Origin of the sequence: Methylobacterium sp. UNC300MFChir4.1 (genome assembly GCF_900110155.1) — a bacterium.
Taxonomy (GTDB): Bacteria; Pseudomonadota; Alphaproteobacteria; order Rhizobiales; family Beijerinckiaceae; genus Methylobacterium.
Genome location: NZ_FOCS01000015.1, coordinates 1 through 17,994, shown reverse-complemented (window position 1 = coordinate 17,994; position 17,994 = coordinate 1). Strand labels below are relative to the sequence as shown.

At 73.4% G+C, this 17,994-nt stretch carries 17 protein-coding genes; 13 read left to right on the top strand and 4 right to left on the bottom strand.

The window, feature by feature from the left end; genetic code table 11:
- Genes BMY19_RS19415 through BMY19_RS19405 form a run of 3 tightly spaced genes read left to right on the top strand, consistent with a single transcriptional unit; the run spans position 1 to position 2,727 of the window.
- The gene (locus BMY19_RS19415; protein WP_091924921.1) at positions 1 to 1,221 is read left to right on the top strand and encodes a phosphopentomutase; all 1,221 of its coding nucleotides are present in this window, start codon (positions 1 to 3) and stop codon (positions 1,219 to 1,221) included.
- A gap of 12 nt (positions 1,222 to 1,233) precedes the next feature.
- The gene (locus BMY19_RS19410; protein ID WP_012317818.1) at positions 1,234 to 1,425 is read left to right on the top strand and encodes a DUF1192 domain-containing protein; all 192 of its coding nucleotides are present in this window, start codon (positions 1,234 to 1,236) and stop codon (positions 1,423 to 1,425) included.
- Positions 1,426 to 1,428: 3 nt separating this feature from the next.
- Positions 1,429 to 2,727, top strand: a complete 1,299-nt coding sequence (locus BMY19_RS19405) for a leucine-rich repeat-containing protein kinase family protein (protein ID WP_100252656.1) — start codon at positions 1,429 to 1,431, stop codon at positions 2,725 to 2,727.
- A gap of 39 nt (positions 2,728 to 2,766) precedes the next feature.
- Here the strand turns inward: BMY19_RS19405 and BMY19_RS19400 are convergent, their stop codons facing one another.
- Positions 2,767 to 3,366, bottom strand: coding sequence for a cysteine hydrolase family protein (locus tag BMY19_RS19400; protein ID WP_100252655.1), 600 nt, complete (start codon positions 3,364 to 3,366; stop codon positions 2,767 to 2,769).
- Between the two features lie 171 nt (positions 3,367 to 3,537).
- Here BMY19_RS19400 and BMY19_RS19395 point away from each other — a divergent pair, with 171 nt between their 5' ends.
- The 3 genes from BMY19_RS19395 (at position 3,538) to BMY19_RS19385 (ending at position 6,965) form a co-directional block, all read left to right on the top strand.
- Positions 3,538 to 4,527, top strand: coding sequence for a lytic transglycosylase domain-containing protein (locus BMY19_RS19395; protein WP_100252654.1), 990 nt, complete (start codon positions 3,538 to 3,540; stop codon positions 4,525 to 4,527).
- 83 nt (positions 4,528 to 4,610) lie between these two features.
- Complete coding sequence (locus BMY19_RS19390; protein WP_042674716.1) at positions 4,611 to 5,513, top strand: alpha/beta hydrolase; 903 nt, start codon at positions 4,611 to 4,613, stop codon at positions 5,511 to 5,513.
- Between the two features lie 126 nt (positions 5,514 to 5,639).
- Entirely contained in the window at positions 5,640 to 6,965 is a 1,326-nt protein-coding gene (locus tag BMY19_RS19385) for an O-antigen ligase family protein (RefSeq protein ID WP_100252653.1), read from the top strand.
- 362 nt (positions 6,966 to 7,327) lie between these two features.
- Here the strand turns inward: BMY19_RS19385 and BMY19_RS19380 are convergent, their stop codons facing one another.
- On the bottom strand, positions 7,328 to 9,061 hold the full coding sequence (locus BMY19_RS19380; protein ID WP_244534967.1) for a pyrroloquinoline quinone-dependent dehydrogenase: 1,734 nt from the start codon (positions 9,059 to 9,061) through the stop codon (positions 7,328 to 7,330).
- Positions 9,062 to 9,146: 85 nt separating this feature from the next.
- On the bottom strand, positions 9,147 to 9,680 hold the full coding sequence (locus tag BMY19_RS19375) for an ankyrin repeat domain-containing protein (protein WP_100252651.1): 534 nt from the start codon (positions 9,678 to 9,680) through the stop codon (positions 9,147 to 9,149).
- Between the two features lie 134 nt (positions 9,681 to 9,814).
- Between BMY19_RS19375 and BMY19_RS19370 the strand changes: the two genes are divergently transcribed.
- Positions 9,815 to 10,033: a hypothetical protein gene (locus tag BMY19_RS19370; protein WP_042674712.1), complete on the top strand. Its 219-nt coding sequence runs from the start codon at positions 9,815 to 9,817 to the stop codon at positions 10,031 to 10,033.
- 16 nt (positions 10,034 to 10,049) lie between these two features.
- Here the strand turns inward: BMY19_RS19370 and uvrB are convergent, their stop codons facing one another.
- On the bottom strand, positions 10,050 to 12,803 hold the full coding sequence (gene uvrB, locus BMY19_RS19365) for an excinuclease ABC subunit UvrB (RefSeq protein WP_100252650.1): 2,754 nt from the start codon (positions 12,801 to 12,803) through the stop codon (positions 10,050 to 10,052).
- Between the two features lie 301 nt (positions 12,804 to 13,104).
- On the opposite strand from uvrB, the gene BMY19_RS19360 reads away from it, so the two are divergent.
- The 6 genes from BMY19_RS19360 to BMY19_RS31395 all read left to right on the top strand — a co-directional run.
- Positions 13,105 to 13,722, top strand: coding sequence for a hypothetical protein (locus tag BMY19_RS19360; protein WP_020093612.1), 618 nt, complete (start codon positions 13,105 to 13,107; stop codon positions 13,720 to 13,722).
- Positions 13,709 to 14,098, top strand: coding sequence for a transcriptional regulator (locus BMY19_RS19355; protein ID WP_020093611.1), 390 nt, complete (start codon positions 13,709 to 13,711; stop codon positions 14,096 to 14,098). The genes BMY19_RS19360 and BMY19_RS19355 overlap by 14 nt, the downstream gene beginning before the upstream one ends.
- Positions 14,099 to 14,174: 76 nt before the next feature.
- Positions 14,175 to 14,897 carry a di-trans,poly-cis-decaprenylcistransferase gene (locus tag BMY19_RS19350; RefSeq protein ID WP_100252649.1) on the top strand — a complete coding sequence of 241 codons (723 nt, stop codon included), beginning with the start codon at positions 14,175 to 14,177 and terminating at the stop codon, positions 14,895 to 14,897.
- A gap of 43 nt (positions 14,898 to 14,940) precedes the next feature.
- The gene (coaBC, locus tag BMY19_RS19345) at positions 14,941 to 16,164 is read left to right on the top strand and encodes a bifunctional phosphopantothenoylcysteine decarboxylase/phosphopantothenate--cysteine ligase CoaBC (RefSeq protein WP_100252648.1); all 1,224 of its coding nucleotides are present in this window, start codon (positions 14,941 to 14,943) and stop codon (positions 16,162 to 16,164) included.
- A 303-nt stretch (positions 16,165 to 16,467) separates the two neighbouring features.
- Positions 16,468 to 17,103: a hypothetical protein gene (locus BMY19_RS31400; RefSeq protein WP_244534961.1), complete on the top strand. Its 636-nt coding sequence runs from the start codon at positions 16,468 to 16,470 to the stop codon at positions 17,101 to 17,103.
- A gap of 165 nt (positions 17,104 to 17,268) precedes the next feature.
- Positions 17,269 to 17,994 (top strand): HAMP domain-containing protein (locus tag BMY19_RS31395; RefSeq protein ID WP_244534960.1); only part of this gene is annotated, 726 nt, incomplete at its 3' end.

The window sequence follows — 17,994 nt, the reverse complement described above, 5'->3', positions numbered from 1 at the left end:
GTGGCGCGGGCGCTCATCATCGTCCTCGATTCCGTGGGCATCGGCGGGGCCCCGGACGCGGACACGTATGGCGATGCCGGGTCCGACACGCTGGGGCACATCGCCGAGCGCTGCGCGGAGGGCCGCGGCGACCGGGCGGGGCTGCGCGCGGGCCCCCTGCGCCTGCCCCACCTCGCCGAACTCGGGCTCGGCCTGGCGGCCGCCGGGGCCTCGGGCCGGATCCCGCCGCACCTCGCCCCGGCCGGCCCGCCGCGCGGCGCCTACGGCCACGCGGTGGAGACGGCCGCCGGCAAGGACACGCCCTCCGGCCACTGGGAGATCGCCGGCCTGCCCCTGACCGAGCCCTGGGGGCATTTCCCCGAGACCCGGCCGGCCTTCCCGCCGGAGCTGATCCGCGCGCTCGTCGCCGAGGGCGGCCTCCCGGGCATCCTGGGCGACTGCCACGCGCCCGGGGTCGCGATCATCGACGCGCTGGGCGCCGAGCATCTCCGGACCGGCCGGCCGATCTGCTACACCTCGGCCGACAGCGTGTTCCAGATCGCCGCCCACGAGGAGGCGTTCGGGCTGGAGCGGCTCTACGACCTGTGCCGGGTGGCGCGCCGCCTGTGCGACCCCTACCGCGTCTGCCGGGTGATCGCCCGGCCGTTCGTGGGCTCGCCGGAGGCGGGCTTCCGCCGGACCGGCAACCGCAAGGATCTCGCCGTCGCCCCGCCCGGGCGCACGCTGCTCGACCGCGCCGAGGCGGCCGGCCGCGCGGTCGTGAGCGTCGGCAAGATCGGCGACATCTTCGCCCACCGCGCCACCGGGCGCGAGATCAGGCCGGGCCCGAACGCGGCCTGCGTGACCGCGGGCCTCGACGCGCTGGCGACGCTGCCGGAGGGCGGCCTGATCTTCGTCAACCTCGTCGATTTCGACACGGAGCACGGCCACCGCCGCGACGTGCCGGGCTACGCCGCGGAGCTGGAGGCGTTCGACGCCCGGATCCCCGAGATCCTGGCGGCGCTGGCGCCGGGCGACCTCGCGGTGATCACGGCCGACCACGGCAACGATCCGACCTGGACCGGGACCGACCACACCCGCGAGCAGGTCCCGGTGCTGGCCTTCGGCCCCGGCGTGGCCGGCCGGCCGATCGGCCGGCGGGAGACCTTCGCGGATATCGGCGCCACCGTGGCGGCCCATCTCGGCCTCGCCTGGGACGGGGCCGGAACACCGTTCCTGTAGGGAGGACACGACGTGCGGGACGACGACGACCGGCCGCGCAAGGCCGTTGCCCACGAGATCGGGCAGCCCCTCGACACGCTCTCGCTCGGGGATCTCGACGAGCGCGTCGCGCTCCTGCGCGCCGAGATCGCCCGGCTCGAGGCGGCGCGGGCCGCCAAGCAGGCGGCGCAGGGCGCGGCCGACGCCTTCTTCAAGCGGGGCTGAGGCTTGGACCGGCGCGAAACCCTCGCCGCCCTGCGGCGCGGCGATCTCGGCGGCGCGCGCGAGCTGCGGCTGCCCGACGGCCTGACGGAGGTGCCGCGCGAGGTCTTCGCCCTCGCCGACACCCTCGAGGTGCTCGATCTCGGCCGGGGCAGCCTCGCCGACCTGCCGGACGATCTCGGCCGCCTCCACCGCCTGCGCGTGCTGTTCTGCTCCGGCAACCCGTTCCCGCGCCTGCCGCCGGCGCTCGGCGCCTGCCCGGCGCTGAGCCAGCTGGGCTTCCGCGGCTGCGGCATCCGCGAGGTCCCGGCGGAGTCGCTGCCGCGCGACCTGCGCTGGCTGACCCTGACCGACAACGCGATCGCGGAGCTGCCCGCCGCCCTCGGCGAGCGGCCGCGCCTGCAGAAGCTGATGCTGGCGGGCAACCGGCTCACGGCGCTGCCCGACAGCCTGTCGGGAGCGGACGATCTCGAGCTGATCCGGCTCGCCTGCAATCGCCTCGCGGCGATCCCGCCCTGGCTCGCGCGCCTGCCCCGCCTCGCCTGGATCGCCTATGCCGGCAACCCCGCCGAGCCGGCGACGGCGCCGGTCGCGGCCCCCGCGGTGCCGTGGGCCGACCTCGCCGTCGGCGACCTGCTCGGCGAGGGCGCCTCGGGGCGCGTCCACCGGGCGCGGTGGCGGGATCCCGCCGGGGGGCAGGACGTGGCCCTGAAGCTGTTCAAGGGCGCGATGACCAGCGACGGCCTGCCCGAGCGGGAGATGGAGGCCTGCCTCGCCGCCGGGACGCACCCGGCCCTCACGGGCGCGCTCGGCCGGCTCGAGGGCCATCCCGACGGTGCCCGCGGCCTGCTGCTCCGGCTCCTGCCGACGCACTGGCGCGCGCTCGCCGGGCCGCCGAGCCTCGCGAGCTGCAGCCGCGACGTCTACGACCCGGACCTGCGCCTCGGCGCCGACACGGTCCTGCGGATCGCCCGCGCCGTGGCCGAGGCGGTGGCGCACCTGCACGGGCGGGGCCTGCTGCACGGCGACGTCTACGCCCACAACACGCTCTGGGATGCCGGGACCGGCGCGGCCGTGCTCAGCGACTTCGGCGCCGCCTCGGCTCTGCCGGACGGGCCGCTCGGCGCGGCCCTGGCGCGGGTCGAGGTCCGCGCCGTCGGCATCCTGATCGGCGAGCTGCTCGACCGATGCGCGGCGCCGCCGGACTCCCTGCGCGCCCTGGCGCAGGCCTGCACCGGGCCGGATCCCGACGGGCGGCCGGGCCTCGGGGCGGTGATCGCCGAGATCGGGCGGCTCCAGGCCTGATCGCGCGGCCTCGACCGGTGCCGGGAGCGGTCCGCCGTCTCAGTCGGGGATATCGCCCTGCCCGCGCGCGACCACGGCGAACAGGTCGCCGAGGGCGGCGAGGCTCGCGGCCTGGAGCTGGGCGGCCGGCACCACGGCGCCGTCCGGCCCGGGCAGGTCCCGCGTCGCCGTGGCGGCCGCCACGACGGTGGGGCGGAACCCGAGGTTGAAGGCGCTCCGGGCGGTGGAGTTGACGCACATATGCGTCATGAAGCCCGCCAGGACGACGTCCTTCACGCCGGCCTGCTCGAGCCGCGCCTGGAGGTCGGTGCCCACGAAGGAGCTCGGATAGGCCTTGGTGATCACCGGCTCGTCGCCCTGCGGCGCCACCTCCGGGCTGATCTGGCCGATCGGGGCGGTCACGTCGTAGGGCGAGCCCGGCCCGGCATCGTGGCGGACATGGATCACCGGGATCCCGGCGTCGCGGGCCCGTCTCAGGAGCGCCGCCGCCTCCCGAAGCGCGGGCTCGACGCCGTCGAGCCGCATCACGCCCTCCCGGTAGGTCTGTTGCAGGTCGATCATCACGAGCGCCGAGCCCCTGAGCGGGGCCGGCGCGGGGCTCAGGCCGGACAGGCCGCGCAGGGTTGCCGGATCGGACATCGGCGGTTCCTCCCGTGGGGCCGCCTCGGAGGCGGCTCTCTGAGCCCGGGACGCTACGACGGCGCGGCCCGGTCGCGCCAGTGTGCAAAGGTGCAACGCTCGTGCGCCGGGGCCGGATGTTCCCCCAGGAAGGTTGGCCGTGCGGATTGATCCTACCCCGCGCGTCGCTACATGCGCGGCGTGACCGCCCCGCCCCTGCGCCTCGGCGCGCTTCTCCTCGCCCTCGCCTGCGCGCAGCCGGCCGCGGCCGCCCCGTCCGAGGGGGCGACCGAGACCGTCGAGCAGGCCCTGTGCCGCCTCATCGACGACTCGGCCAAGGCCCGCGGCCTGCCGGTGCCGTTCCTGACGCGCCTGATCTGGCGCGAGAGCAGTTTTCGCGTCGGGGTGGTGAGCCCGGCCGGCGCGCAGGGCGTCGCGCAGTTCATGCCCGGGACCGCCCGGGAGCGCGGCCTCCTCGACCCGTTCGATCCCGAGCAGGCGATCCCGCACGCGGCCCACCTGCTCGCCGACCTGAGGACCCAGTTCGGCAATCTGGGCCTCGCCGCCGCGGCCTATAACGGCGGCGCCGCGCGGGTGAGCAAGTGGCTCGCCGGCGACGGCGGCCTGCCCGCCGAGACGCGGGCCTACGTGGCCAACATCACCGGCCAGCCGGTGGACGACTGGCGGACCGGCCCCGGCAAGGCGATCGAGTTCCCGGAGGGCGGCGCGCCCGCCAAGTCCGACGGCAAGTCCGAGAGCAAGTCCGAGGCGAAGGGTCAGAAGGACGCGACGGACCAGAAGGAGGCCAAGGGGGAGGCCAAGAGGGAGACCAAGCCGGAAGCGCCGCAGACCTGCCTGCAGGTCACCGCCAGCCTGCGCGTCCCGTCGCGCGGCGACCGCTTCGCCCTCGGCCTCAACGAGGGGCCGGCCGCCCCCTGGGGCATCCAGCTCGCCGGCAACTTCTCCAAGGCTCTGGCGCTGCAGAGCTTCAACCGCGCGCGGAGCGCCTACGCGGGGGTGATCGGCGAGGTGCGGCCGATGATCATCGGCACACGCCTGCGCAACCGCGGGACCCGCGCCTTCTACCGGATCCGCATCCCGGCTCAGAGCCGGCAGGCGGCCGACGACCTGTGCGGCCGCATCCGCAAGGTCGGCGGCGCCTGCTTCGTGCTGCGGACCTGATTTTTCGTGATCCGCCCCGAGAGCGTCATCAATCCGCCCCGAGGGCGGTGCGGTATGGCCCGGTCGGGACAACCGGATGGGATATGACACGTCTCCTCACCGCGCTCGCTAGCCTCCTCTGCCTTGGGCTCGCCGCGTTCGGCTTCACCGCTGCCTCGCCGCTCGCGCTGTTCGACGCGATCGGCCCGCGCGATCCGGGGGGGCGGCTCGCCGCGAAGGACCAGCCCTTCGGCGAGGGTCCGCGGCGGCGGCTCGACGTCTACGTTCCCACCGCGGGCGCCGAGAACGCGCCGGTCCTGGTGTTCTTCTACGGCGGCTCCTGGCAGAGCGGCGCCAAGGACGACTACGCCTTCGTCGGGCACGCCCTCGCGGCGCAGGGCTTCGTCACGGTGCTGCCCGATTACCGGCTCTACCCGGAGGCGCCGTTCCCCGGCTTCCTCGAGGACGGCGCCGAGGCCATCGCGTGGGTGCGCGACAACATCGCCGGATACGGCGGCGACCCGCGCCGCATCGTGCTCGCCGGCCACTCGGCGGGCGCCTACAACGCCGTGATGCTCGGCCTCGACCCGCGCTACGTGATCGCCGCCGGGGTCGATCCCAAGGTGATCAAGGCCGTCGCCGGCCTGTCCGGCCCCTACGACTTCCTGCCGTTCGACCAGGACACCACCGTCAAGGTGTTCGGCAAGGCGCCCGATCCGGAGGCCACGCAGCCCGTCGCCTTCGTGGGCCCGCTCTCGCCCCCCGCCTTCCTGGCGACCGGCGACGCCGACACCGTGGTGAAGCCGCGGCACACGGTCAGCCTCGCCGCCAAGCTGCGGGCCGAGCACGTCCCGGTCCAGGAGCGGCTCTACCCGGGCCTCGACCACAAGGACACGCTGCTGGCGCTGTCCGTCACCTTCCGCTCGAAGGCGCCGGAACTGGCCGAGATGGCGTCCTTCCTGATGCGGCAATCCGCCGGCCGCTCGCAGTACACGATGCGGCGCTGACCCCGCCGGCATCGCGTCAAGGTTATCGCGCGATCGCGGGGTGCAACATCTGATTTTCCATCGCCCCGCACCTGCAGGCCGCTAGAATGGTCCTGGCCGCGCGGCGCGGCCTCGCGGTGGGACGGCATGGCTTCTGCGGACGCGGCGATCGGGATCCCGGCCGACGGGCGGCAGCGCGGCGTCGCGGGCCGCGACGTGCCGGACGTTCTGCGCGTGCTCCTGAACGGGGCCGTCTTCGTCCTGCTCTGGAACCACGTCTGGCTGAAGGACCTGTCCGACCGGTCGATGCTCGCGGCCTCCGAGGACGGCAGCCTGCTGACGCAGATCCTGTTCCTCAGCGCCGGCGCCGCCATGGCGGCGGCGATCCACCGGATCGGCGTGCGCCACCTCCGCCCCCTGGTGACCCGCCCCCTCGTGCTCTGCGCCCTCTGGCTCGGGGCGACGGCGCTGCTCTCCGTCGAGCCGAGCCTGTCGCTGCGGCGGCTCGCGCTCTTCGCCATCGCGGCGATGCTCTCGGCGGGCGTGCTGATCGTGGCCCGCTCGCCCCGCCAGCTGGCGCTGACCATGGCCGGGTCCGCCCTGGTCATCGTGCTCGCCTCCTACCTCGCGGTCGCCTTCGTGCCGAACCTCGCGATCCACTCGGCCTTCGACGTCAATTCCGATCCGAGCCACCCGGGCCTCTGGCGCGGGATCTTCCCGCAGAAGAACGAGGCCGGTGCCGCCATGGTGATCCTGGTGATCGTGGGCCTCTACGTCGCCAGGGTGGCGAGCCGCGTCCTCGGCTGGGCGATCGTGCTCCTGGCGGCCGGGTTCCTGGTGGCGAGCGGCTCCAAGACCGCGATCCTGCTCCTGCCGGTGATCCTCGCCGTGACCGGCCTGTGCCAGGTCCTGACCGGCGGGTTCCTGCGCCACCTGCTGCTCCTCGGCCCGGTGATCGGGTTCTCGCTGATCTCGATCGGCTCGGTGCTGGCGCCGCCGATCCAGGAGGCGGTGGGCTCGCTGCTCACCGACGCGACCTTCACGGGCCGCAGCGAGATCTGGCAGTTCGCCATCGACAACATCGCGATCCGGCCCTGGCGCGGCTGGGGGATCGGCGCCTTCTGGATGACTGAGCGGACCATGTATGCCGGCTCCGAGGCGCTGACCTGGGTCAACACCGTCGACCACGCCCACAACGCCTATCTCGACACCGCGCTGATCGGCGGCCTGCCGTTCTTCGCCCTGACCGTGGTGGCCTTCGTGCTCGCCCCGGTGCGCGACCTTCAGCGCGTGGCCGGCGGGACGCGCCTCGACGCGGAGACCATGCTGTTCCTGAGGCTGTGGTTCCTCGGGCTGGTCTCGGCCTCCTTCGAGACGGTGCTCTACAACGGCAACAACGCCACCTGCTGCATGTTCATGATGGCAGTGTTCGGCCTGCGCCTGCGCACCCGCTACGCCGTCGCGGCGGGCTGAAGCGCCCCGGGCGCCCGGACATCACGCGCCGGCCGCGGAAGGCCGCGCGTCGTGAGCGTACCCGTCCCGGCCTGCCTCCTCGAACGTCTCCGGCCACCGTCCGCGAGGCTTCTGTCTGGTAGCGGACGGCAACAACTTGTACGGGAACTTGTTGGTCTGTATTCGCGCGGAGATTCTGCATGCCTGGCAGGGCTCGTTTCGCTTGGACCGACGTGACGTTCGCACTGGGCGCGAGTGCCCTGTGCGCGCTGTCCCTCTTCGTGGCCCACTAGCCAAGGGGCCGCGCCGGGGCGTCCCGTCCCGCCGCAGCGTCGAGAGTCCGGCGCGCCGCGACATCCGTCCGCGCTGTGGGCCGGCCGCGGTCAATCGGGCAGTGCGAAGACCAGCAGCGCGTCGCCGGTGCCGAAGCCCGACGCCCTGGTGAACGAGGCGCCACCCGCCGCCACCGCGACGTACTGCTTGCCGTCCAGCGCGTAGGTCATCGCCGGCCCGCTGATGCCGGCCCCGCACTGGAAGCGCCAGAGAATCCGGCCGTCCCGCGCGTCGTGGGCGTCGAGATGGCCGTCCTCCTCGCCCGAGAAGACGAGCCCGCCGGCGGTCGCCAGGGTGCCCCCGGAGAGGCGGCTCGCGCCGCGCACCGACCACGCGATTTGGCCGCCGTCCGCGAGATCGACGGCCGTGAGCGTGCTGAAGGACGGCTCGCCCCTGGCCTCCCCGGTCTCCGTGTAGCGGATCTCCGGACGCCCCGCGGCGGCCGGCACGGTCTTCACCGTGTAGGTCGTCGCCCCGTGGCGGACCTGCACGTAGGCGCGCGTCCCGTCATAGGCGGTGGGCGGCCACGAGACCGCGCCGAGCGGGCCGGGCGCCACCACGGTGCCCTGCGGGGTCGGCGGCGCGAACAGGTTCTTCTGCTCGATCAGCGGGGCCGAGCGCGCGAGCAGCTTCCCCGTGGCGCGGTCGTGGACGTAGATCCAGCCGGTCTTGCTCGCCGAGGCCACCGCCCTGGCGCCGCCCGGCATGTCCAGCAGGAAGGGCGGCGCGGCGACGTCGTAGCCCCACTCGTCGTGCGGCACCTGCTGGTAGTACCAGCGCAGCTTCCCGGTCTTCACGTCGAGGGCGACGAGGCACATCGTGTAGAGATTGTCCCCCGGGCGCGACAGGCCGAAATTCTGCGGCGCCGGATTGCCGGTGCCGAGGAAGATCAGGCCGAGATCGGGGTCGTAGGCGGGCGTCATCCAGAGGGAGCCGCCGCCCACCCGCCAGGCATCGCGGTTGGCGGGGGCCGCCGCCTTCTCGGCGGCGATGTCGCGGTGGAGCGGCGTGCCGTCGGCGGTCTTCTCCACGAAGCCGCCCTCCCAGCCCTCCGAGGGCGTCACGTACCAGCGCCATCGTTCCTCGCCGGTCCTCGCGTCGTAGGCCGCGAGCCAGCCGCGCCGCCCGTATCCGCCCTCGATGCCGACCACCGAGCCGCCGTCGAGGCCGCCCGCCTCGTCCTCGATGTGGAGGCCGTAGCCGGCGCCGGTGACGCCGACGATGACGAGCCCGTCGGCGACGAGCGGCGGCATCTTGAAGCCGAGGCGGCTCGAACCCTGGACGGGCTTGCCGCCGAGGGTCGCGGCGAGGCCCGAGGCGGTCTCGGTCTCGCCCTCCTCCGGGCGCACCGCCTCCTTCTCCCAGACGATCCGGCCGGTCCTGGCGTCCAGGGCGATCAGCTGCCCGTCCATGGTCGCCTCGAAGACGAGGCCCCCCGACACCGCGACCCCGCGGTTGGAGGGCGGGCCGAAGATCTTCTCGGTGCGCGGCTTGTGGGTGTAGGTCCAGAGCGGCTTGCCGGTCTTCGCGTCGAGGGCGGCGACGTTGTTCTGCGTCGTGGAGACGTAGAGGGTGCCGTCCACCATCACCGGCTGGGCCTGGAAGTAGCCGGTGACCCCGGTCTGGAAGATCCAGGCGGGACGCAGCCGGCCGACCGTGTCGCGGTTGATCTGGGTCAGCTCGGAGAAGTTGCGGTTGCTCGGGTCGTGTCCGAAGGCCGGCCAGGGCGTCTCGGCGGCCGAGGCCGAACCGAGGGACGCGGGTCCTGCAAGGCAGGCCAGCAGGGCGGCCCCGATCCATCGCGACAAAGCTGTGCTCCCGTGTGCGGCGCCCGTCGCGCCCGAACAGGTCTGGTCTCGAGTCTGGCCCTCACGCCTGCCGCCGGGGCGCCCCGTCGAGCTGCGCCGGCGTCGCCTGGGCGCCCATCGCCCGGGCCATGTCGGCGGCGCTCTGGCCGGAGGTGTCGCGGCGATCCGGGTCGGCGCCGTGCTGCAGGAGCAGGTCGACCATCTCGGTGCGGTCGAACATGGCGGCGGTCATCAGCGCCGTGCGGGTGCCGTCGCCGGTCCCGTCCACCGCGGCCCCGTGCCGGAGCAGGAGCTGCGCGACGGCGAGGTCGTTCTTGAAGGCCGCCCCGGCGAGCGGCGTCTGGCCGCGGTCGTTGGCGAGTTCCGGGTCGCCGCCGGCCTCCAGGATCACCCGGGCGGCCTCCGCCTGACCGTTATAGGCGGCGAGCATCAGCAGGCTGTCGCCCTTGTCGTTGCGCAGGTTCGCCGGCAGCCCCTGCCCGAACAGGTCGGCGAGCTCCTCGGCGTGACCCATCCGGGCGTGCTGAAAGACCCGGCCCGCGAAGGCCAGGGTCTCGTCGTCGAGGGTCGGGGGCGGGTTCGTCTCTGAGGCCATCGCGTGCTCGTCACTCATCGCGGCTGATCTGGGCCGCTGCGGCATCGACGTCCAGCGGCCGGGGGAACAGTTTCGTCGCCCGGCTCGTTCCAGCCGCCTATCCGGGCCAGGCCCGGCGTCTCCGGAGCGCGACGATGCCCCGACCGTTTGAGCCCTACGCCGACGCGCTGCGCACCGCCCGCGAGATCGTGCGCGAGCAGGCGGGGACCGTCGTCGAGGCGGCGGTCCGCGCGGATTCCCACGCCTACGACGAGGCCTGCCACGTCCTCGTGGTCCGGATCGCGCAGGCCATCGTCGATGCCGGCGAGGCCGGGTCGGGACACGGCCTCGGCCGCGGCAGCGAGGCCGCCTGAGGTCCCGGCGGCCGGGTCAGCCCCGCCGTCGCCCACCGCCGCCCTTGTACTTTGGCTTCTGACCGCCGAGCCCCTGCGTCGAGCGCGGCTTCGGCCGCTCCTGCCAGACCGGCGCGAGGCCGCCCACCGGCAGCTCCCGGTCCGTCCCCGGGCCCATATTGTCGAGGTCGGGTCTGGCGATGCGGCTGCCCCCGCGCGGCGGCTTCCGGCCGAACTTGCCGGCCTCCCGCTCCACGTCGCTCTGCCGCGCCATCGGGTCATCCGAGACCAGCAGCTCGGTCGCCTGAAGCCGCTTGAGCTCGTCGCGCAGCCGCGCCGCCTCCTCGAAATCGAGGTCTGCGGCCGCTGCCCGCATCCGCTTCTCCAAGTCAGCCATCACGGCCTTGAGGTTGTGGCCGACCGTGATCGCGTCCTTGGCCAGCCCGGTATCGACCTGGACGTGGTCGCGCTCGAACACGCTGCTCAGGATGTCGGCGATGCCGCGCTTCACGCTCTGCGGCGTGATCCCGTGTTCGGCGTTGTAGGCGAGCTGCTTGGCGCGGCGGCGCTCGGTCTCGGCCATCGCCCGCTCCATCGAGCCGGTGATGTTGTCGGCGTACAGGATGCAGCGCGCGTCGGCGTTGCGGGCGGCGCGGCCGATGGTCTGGATCAGCGAGGTCTCCGACCGGAGGAAGCCCTCCTTGTCGGCGTCGAGGATCGCCACCAGGGCGCATTCCGGGATGTCGAGGCCCTCGCGCAGCAGGTTGATGCCGATCAGCACGTCGAAGGCGCCGAGCCGCAGGTCGCGGATGATCTCGATTCGCTCCAGCGTGTCGATGTCGGAGTGCATGTAGCGCACCCGGACGCTGTTCTCGTGGAGGTATTCGGTCAGATCCTCCGCCATGCGCTTGGTCAGCGTGGTCACGAGCGTCCGGTAGCCGGCCTGCGCGACTTCCCGGACCTCGCCCAGCAGGTCGTCGACCTGGCTGCGGGCGGGGCGGATCTCGATCACCGGGTCGACGAGGCCGGTCGGGCGGATCACCTGCTCGGCGAAGACGCCGCCGGTCTGCTCCATCTCCCACTTGCCCGGTGTGGCCGAGACGTGGACCGTCATCGGCCGCATGGCGTCCCACTCCTCGAACCGGAGCGGGCGGTTGTCCAGGCAGGAGGGCAGCCGGAAGCCGTATTCGGCAAGCGTCGCCTTGCGACGGAAGTCGCCCCGGTACATGCCACCGATCTGCGGCACGGTGACATGGCTCTCGTCGGTGAAGACCAGGGCGTTGTCGGGCAGGTACTCGAACAGGGTCGGCGGCGGCTCGCCCGGCTTTCGCCCGGTGAGGTAGCGAGAGTAGTTCTCGATGCCGTTGCAGGCGCCGGTCGCCTCGATCATCTCGATATCGAAGGTGCAGCGCTGGTCGATGCGCTGCGCCTCGATGAGGCGGCCCATCTTGGTGAGTTCCTCGATCCGGCCCTTCAGCTCGTGCTTGATGCCCTTGATCGCCTGCTGCAGCGTCGGGCGCGGCGTCACGTAGTGGGAGTTGGCGTAGACCTTCACGAACTTCAGCTCGGAGATGGTCTTGCCGGTGAGCGGGTCGAACTCGACGATGCTCTCGACCTCGTCGCCGAACAGGCCGATCCGCCAACCGCGGTCTTCCAAGTGGGCCGGCCAAAGCTCGATCGAATCGCCGCGCACCCGGAAGGTGCCGCGGGCGAAGTCGGACTGGATGCGCTTGTACTGCAGGGCCACGAGGTCGGCGATCAGCTGGCGCTGCTCGATCCGCTCCCCGAGCGAGACCGTGAACGACATCGCCGTGTAGGTCTCGACCGAGCCGATGCCGTAGATGCACGAGACCGAGGCGACGATGATCACGTCGTCCCGCTCCAGCAGGGCGCGGGTGGCGGCGTGGCGCATCCGGTCGATCTGCTCGTTGATCGAGGACTCCTTCTCGATGAACGTGTCGGAGCGCGGGACATAGGCCTCGGGCTGGTAGTAGTCGTAGTAGGAGACGAAGTACTCGACCGCGTTGTCGGGGAAGAACGCCTTGAACTCCCCGTAGAGCTGCGCGGCCAGCGTCTTGTTGGGCGCGAGGATCAGCGCCGGGCGCTGCGTCTCCTCGATGATCTTGGCCATCGTGAAGGTCTTGCCCGAGCCAGTGACGCCGAGCAGCACCTGGTCGCGCTCCAGCGCCTGCACGCCGCCGACGAGCTCGGCGATCGCCCGGGGCTGGTCGCCGGCCGGCGTGAACTCCGACTTGAGCGTGAACCGGACGCCGCCCTCGGATTTCTGCGGCCGCTCCGGCCGGTGGGGCGTCCAGGTCTTGCCGTCCTTGAACAGCGGGTTGCCCTCGGTGAGCAGCCGCTCGAGCGCGCTCACCGTCGCCGAGGCGCCGCCGTCGCCGCCGGGATCCGGCAGATCGGCGCCCTCCGGCGCGGGGCCGTCCTCGGGCGGCGTCAGGCCGAGCGCCTGCGCCAGGCGCGGGTCGACATCGGCCGCGTCGCCGAGCGCGTAGCCGGCCTGGGGGGCCTCCGCGAAGCCGTCGCGGGCGATCTCAGCCCTCCGGGTGGCGGCCGCGGGCACCCCGTCCTTCGGATTGCCCTTCCTGCCCCCCGCCTTGCGGCCCGGCCGTGCCGGCGCCTCGGGGGGCGGCTCGACGGTGGCCGGACGGTTCCGGTTGAGCGCCGGGTTAAGAAGCTCCGCCAGATAGGTGTCCAGGGGCTTCAGCTCGGGCTTCGACGCCTTGGCGGACGTGGCCGTCACGGAGGCGGCGCGCGGTTTCTTCGGTGCGGGCATGAGAACAATATGGGCCCGGATCGCGCTCCGAGAAACCCTGCGCGGGTGCGGTTTGACGGCTTTCGTCCGCCGCCGGCCATGCCGAGGACCGGCCGCGGAGCGCCGTGGCGTTCCACTAAAGACGGTGTGGCGAATACAACCGATAGGTAGAATTCACCCGGGGGCGAACTCGACCGCGGTCCCGGATGCTGAGAAGATCGGCATGCGCGCGCGGAAATCGGCTTGCGGTGGGCCGACCCCGTCGATACTTTGCGGTGCAAAGTGGGGTGTGCGGCATGCTGCGGCCGGGGGCTTGAGGCACATGCAGGACCTGGACAAGGCGCTGGCCGACATCGTGGCCATCCGCTCGCAGATCGCCCGCGACACGGCGTTCCGCGGCTTGGGCGCGGCGACGGTCGCCGGCACCGGCGGCCTCGCGCTCGCCTGCGCGGCGGGGCAGGCGCTGTGGCTCGGCGATCCCGCGGCGCGGCCGGGCCTGTTCTTCGGCCTCTGGATCGCGGCGGCCCTCGCGGCCTTCGCGATGATCGGCGTCGAGGCGGTCCGGCGCAGCCGGCGCCTGCATTCCGGCCTCGCCGACGCGATGGTGTGGAACGCCATCGAGGTGTTCCTGCCGGCCGCGGGCGCGGGGGCCTGCCTCGCCCTGGTCATCGCCCGCTTCGCGCCCGGCGAGGTCTGGATGCTGCCGGGTCTCTGGCAGGTTCTGGTCGGCCTCGGCCTCTTCGCCTCGGCGCGGATCCTGCCCCGGGCGGTCCAGGGCGTCGGGGCCTGGTACCTGCTCGCCGGCCTCGCCGTCCTGGCGGTCTCGGCCGAGACGCGGGCCCTGTCGCCCTGGACGATGGGCCTGCCCTTCCTGTTCGGCCAGGCGTGGCTGGCCGGGATCATCCATCACGGGGCCCGGGCCTTCGATGACGACCGCTGACCGTTCCGAGGGGCGCTTCTCCTACGAGGGGCTCGACAGGATCATCCACGAGCGGGCGCGCCTGAGCGTGCTGACCTCCCTGGTGGCGCACCCGAAGGGGCTGCCCTTCCCGGATCTCAAGCGGCTGTGCGGGCTCACCGACGGCAATCTCAGCCGCCACCTGGCCGTTCTGAGCGAGGCGGATCTGGTGAGCCTCGAGAAGCGCTTCGCGCAGAACCGGTCGCAGACGATCTGCCGCCTCACGGCGGTCGGGCGTCGGCGCTTCATCGGCTATCTCGGCGTGCTGGAGCAGGTGGTGCGCGACGCCGCGGAGGCGGCCGAGCGCGGCCCCGAATCCGGTGTCCGCGGCCTCGATCCGGCCACGAAAACGGCGTGAGACCGCCCGTCCCGCCGGGAATGTTAATCCCGTTTCGATAGACCTCTACGCCACGCCCATGCCGGGAGACTTTACGATGCAAAGCGAAGCGGTGCCGGGAGCCCTGCACGCCGCGATCATCATGGACGGCAACGGGCGCTGGGCGACGCAGCGCGGCCTGCCGCGGCTGGCCGGGCACCACCGGGGCGTCGAGGCGATCCGCCGCACCGCCGAGGCGTGCCCGGATCACGGCATCGGCACGCTCACGCTGTACGCCTTCTCGGCGGACAACTGGCAGCGGCCGGCCGAGGAAGTCGGCGGCCTGATGCGGCTCCTGCGCTCGTACCTGCGCAACGAGACCCAGCGCCTCGCCCGCACCGGCACCCGTCTCAGCGTCGTCGGTCGGCGCGACCGTCTGCCCGACGGCATCCCCCAGGCGATCGCGGCCGCCGAGGCCGCCACGGCGGCGGGGACCCGGCTGCATCTGCGGATCTGCGTCGACTACTCGGCCCGCGACGCGATCATCGCGGCGGCGCAGCGCCTCGCCGGCGAGGAGCCGACGCGCGAGAGCTTCGGCAAGCTGGTGGCCGGTCCGATGCACGGCTCGCCGGTGGATGTCGACCTGCTGATCCGCACCGGTGGCGAGCGCCGCCTCTCCGACTTCATGCTGTGGGAGGCGGCCTACGCCGAGCTGCTCTTCACCGAGCGGATGTGGCCCGATTTCGGGCCCGACGACCTCGCCGAGGCCGTGGCCGATTTCGGCCGCCGGGAGCGCCGGTTCGGCGGCCTGAAGGCGCCCGCCGTCCCGGCCGCCGCCTGAGGCGGCTTGACGCGCGCGCGCCGGCGCGCAGAGGGTCGGCGGCATGACCGAGACCCTCGCCCATCGCCGCGTCCTCCTCGTCATCGGCGGCGGCATCGCGGCCTACAAGGCCCTCGACCTGATCCGGCGGCTGCGCGAGCGGGGCGCCAGCGTCTGCCCGGTGCTGACCGCGGGGGCGCAGGAATTCGTGACGCCGCTGGCGGCGGCCGCGCTCGCCGGTGAGCGGGCGCATACCGACCTGTTCGACCGCGCCTCCGAGGCCGAGATCGGCCACATCAAGCTCGCCCGTCAGGCGGATGCCGTGGTGGTGGCGCCCGCGACCGCCAACCTGATGGCCCGCATGGCCGGCGGTCACGCGGCCGACCTCGCGACCACGGTCCTGCTGGCCACGACCCTTCCGATCCTGATCGCGCCGGCCATGAACGTCCAGATGTGGGCGCACCCCGCCACCCGCCGGAACCGCGCGGTCCTGGAGGGCGACGGCGTCCGGATCGTCGGGCCGAATGCCGGCCGGATGGCCGAGCCCGAATCCGGACCCGGCCGGATGGCCGAGCCCAACGAGATCGCCGACGCGCTGGAGCGGATGCTCGGCACCCCGAGCGGGGACAGGCCCTTGGCCGGCCGGCGCGTGCTCGTGACCTCGGGCCCCACCCACGAGCCGATCGACCCCGTCCGCTACATCGCCAACCGCTCATCGGGCCGCCAGGGCCACGCCATCGCGGCCGCCGCCGCCGCGGCCGGCGCCGCCGTGACCCTGGTCTCCGGGCCGGTGGCGCTCCCCGACCCGCCGGGCGTCGCCGTCGTGCGGGTCGAGACCGCCCGGCAGATGCTGGCCGCCGTCGAGGAAGCGCTGCCGGCCGACATCGCGGTCTTCGCCGCCGCGGTCGCCGACTGGCGCCCGGAGCAGGAGGCGGGCAGCAAGAAGATCAAGAAGGACGGAACCGGGCCGGCGCCGATGCCGCTGGTCGAGAACCCCGACATCCTCGCCACGATCGCGCGCCGGCCGGCCGGGCGCCCGCCCCTCGTGGTCGGGTTCGCGGCCGAGACCGACACGGTGGTCGAGCACGCCCGGGCGAAGATCGCCCGGAAGGGCTGCGACCTCATCGTGGCCAACGACGTGTCGGCCGAGGGCGGCGTCATGGGCGGCGTCGACAACACGGTGCACCTGATCCGGCGGGACGGCGCCGTGGAGACCTGGCCGCGCCTCGGCAAGGACGAGGTCGCCCGGCGGCTCGTCGCCCATTTCGCCGCGCTTCTGGCCGGCTGACGCGGCGTCCCCGAGAGGGACGCGAGACCCCTCGGACGGCGCGCCGTTCCGAGCGTGAGTGTCGTTGCGCACAGGGAAGATAAAAGTGTTTCCGCAAAAAATCCGCGTCCGATCGATTGGTGACTGAGAATATCTGCGCTCGTGCCCGACCATTATCCGGTCGTTTTGCAGATAAATAATTCGGAAGGGGAAATTTTAAGACAGTTCTGTGAATGAGTCCGCCCGCATTCTCCCGGCTGTGCGGGGAAAAACTTGCTATGATCTGGTATGCCCGGCCGATCGGGCGACCGGAGCCGAGGCACGATGCGCGTACGGGACCTGTCCATCCGGACGACCATGAGCCTCGTCCTCGTCGTCATGGCCACGATCATGCTCGGCTTCGCGACGGGCACCGTGCGGGAGGCGCGTCAGCACGCCGCCGAGGCCGAGCGGGTCATCGCGCTGGTGCGGGCGAGCCGCGCCCTCCTCCAGACGCTGAACGTGACCCGGTTCGAGCGGGGCGCGACGCTGCAGTTCCTCGCCGCCGCCGAGCCCGTCGAGGCCGAGACCCGCGCGTCGCTCTACGCCGACCGGCAGCGGGCCATCGCGGGGCTCGCCGCGGCCCAGCCGCTCCTCGACGGTTTGGAAATGCCCGCCGTGGCGGCGACCCTCGGCCGGCTGCACGAGGCGAGCGGCCGCCTCGATCGCCTCCGGCCGCGGGTCGACGCCGCCCTGGACGTGCCGGGCGCGCGTCGCGACGGGGCGGAGGCCAGGGCCGCCCTCCAGGCCATGCTCGATGCCCTGATCGCCACGAGCGACGCCGTGGACGCCGCGATCCCGCTGTCCGACGGGCTCCTCCGGCGCGACCTTGCCCTGAAGCGGGCGGCGTGGGCGACGCGCATGGCCAACGGCGCCGTCGCGCTGCGCGTGCAGACATCCCTGGCGGCCGGGGCGTCCTGATCGCTGGACGAGACCGTCGCGGCCGCCGAGGAGCGGGGACGGCTCGACGCGGCCTGGAACGCGGCGGTCGAGGCCGCGGCCGAGGCGTCCGGGGCGGCCCAGGCCGCGTTCCGGCGAGCCCGGGAGAACAATTTCGAGGGCGCCCCCCTCGCCCGCCGGCGCGCCTTGGCGCAGGCCCTGGCTCGCGGCGCGCCGCCGGGCCTGACGCTCGCCCAGGCGCGCAAGCTCGACACGCCCGAACAGGTGACCCTCGTCGACCTCGCCTTCGTCTGCCTCGACGAGATGGTCGCGCGGGCCGAGGCCCTGTCCGGCGCGGCGCGGAGCACCCTGTGGCGCGACGGGGCGGCCCTGGTCGCGACCCTGCTGCTCGTCGCCCTCGGGCTGCTCGCCCTGTTCCGCGGCGTGCTCCGGCCGATCCGGCGGATCACCGCGGCCATGGAGGCCCTCGCGGCCGGGGATTCCGCCGTTGCCGTCCCGGGCCTCCGGCGGCGCAACGAGATCGGCGCCATGGCCCGCGCCGTGCAGGTGTTCAAGGACAACCTGATCCGCACCCGGCAGCTGGAGGCCGAGGCCGAGGCGGCGCGGCAGGACGCGGAGCGTCAGCGCGGCCTCGCGATGCGGCAGGTCGCCGACCGCTTCGCCGACGCCGTCGGCGGGATCGTCGCGCAGGTCTCGACCGCGGCGGCCGGCCTGCAGGCCACGGCCCGCGGCATGACGGAGACCGCGGCCGAGACCGCGGGGCAGTCGACCACCGTCGCGGCCGCGGCCGAGGAGGCGGCCAGCAACGTCGGCACCGTGGCGGCGGCGGCCGAGGAACTCGGCGCCTCCGTGCAGGAGATCGGCCGGCAGGTCGACGGCTCGGCCGGTCTCGCGCGGGCGGCGGTCGCGGAG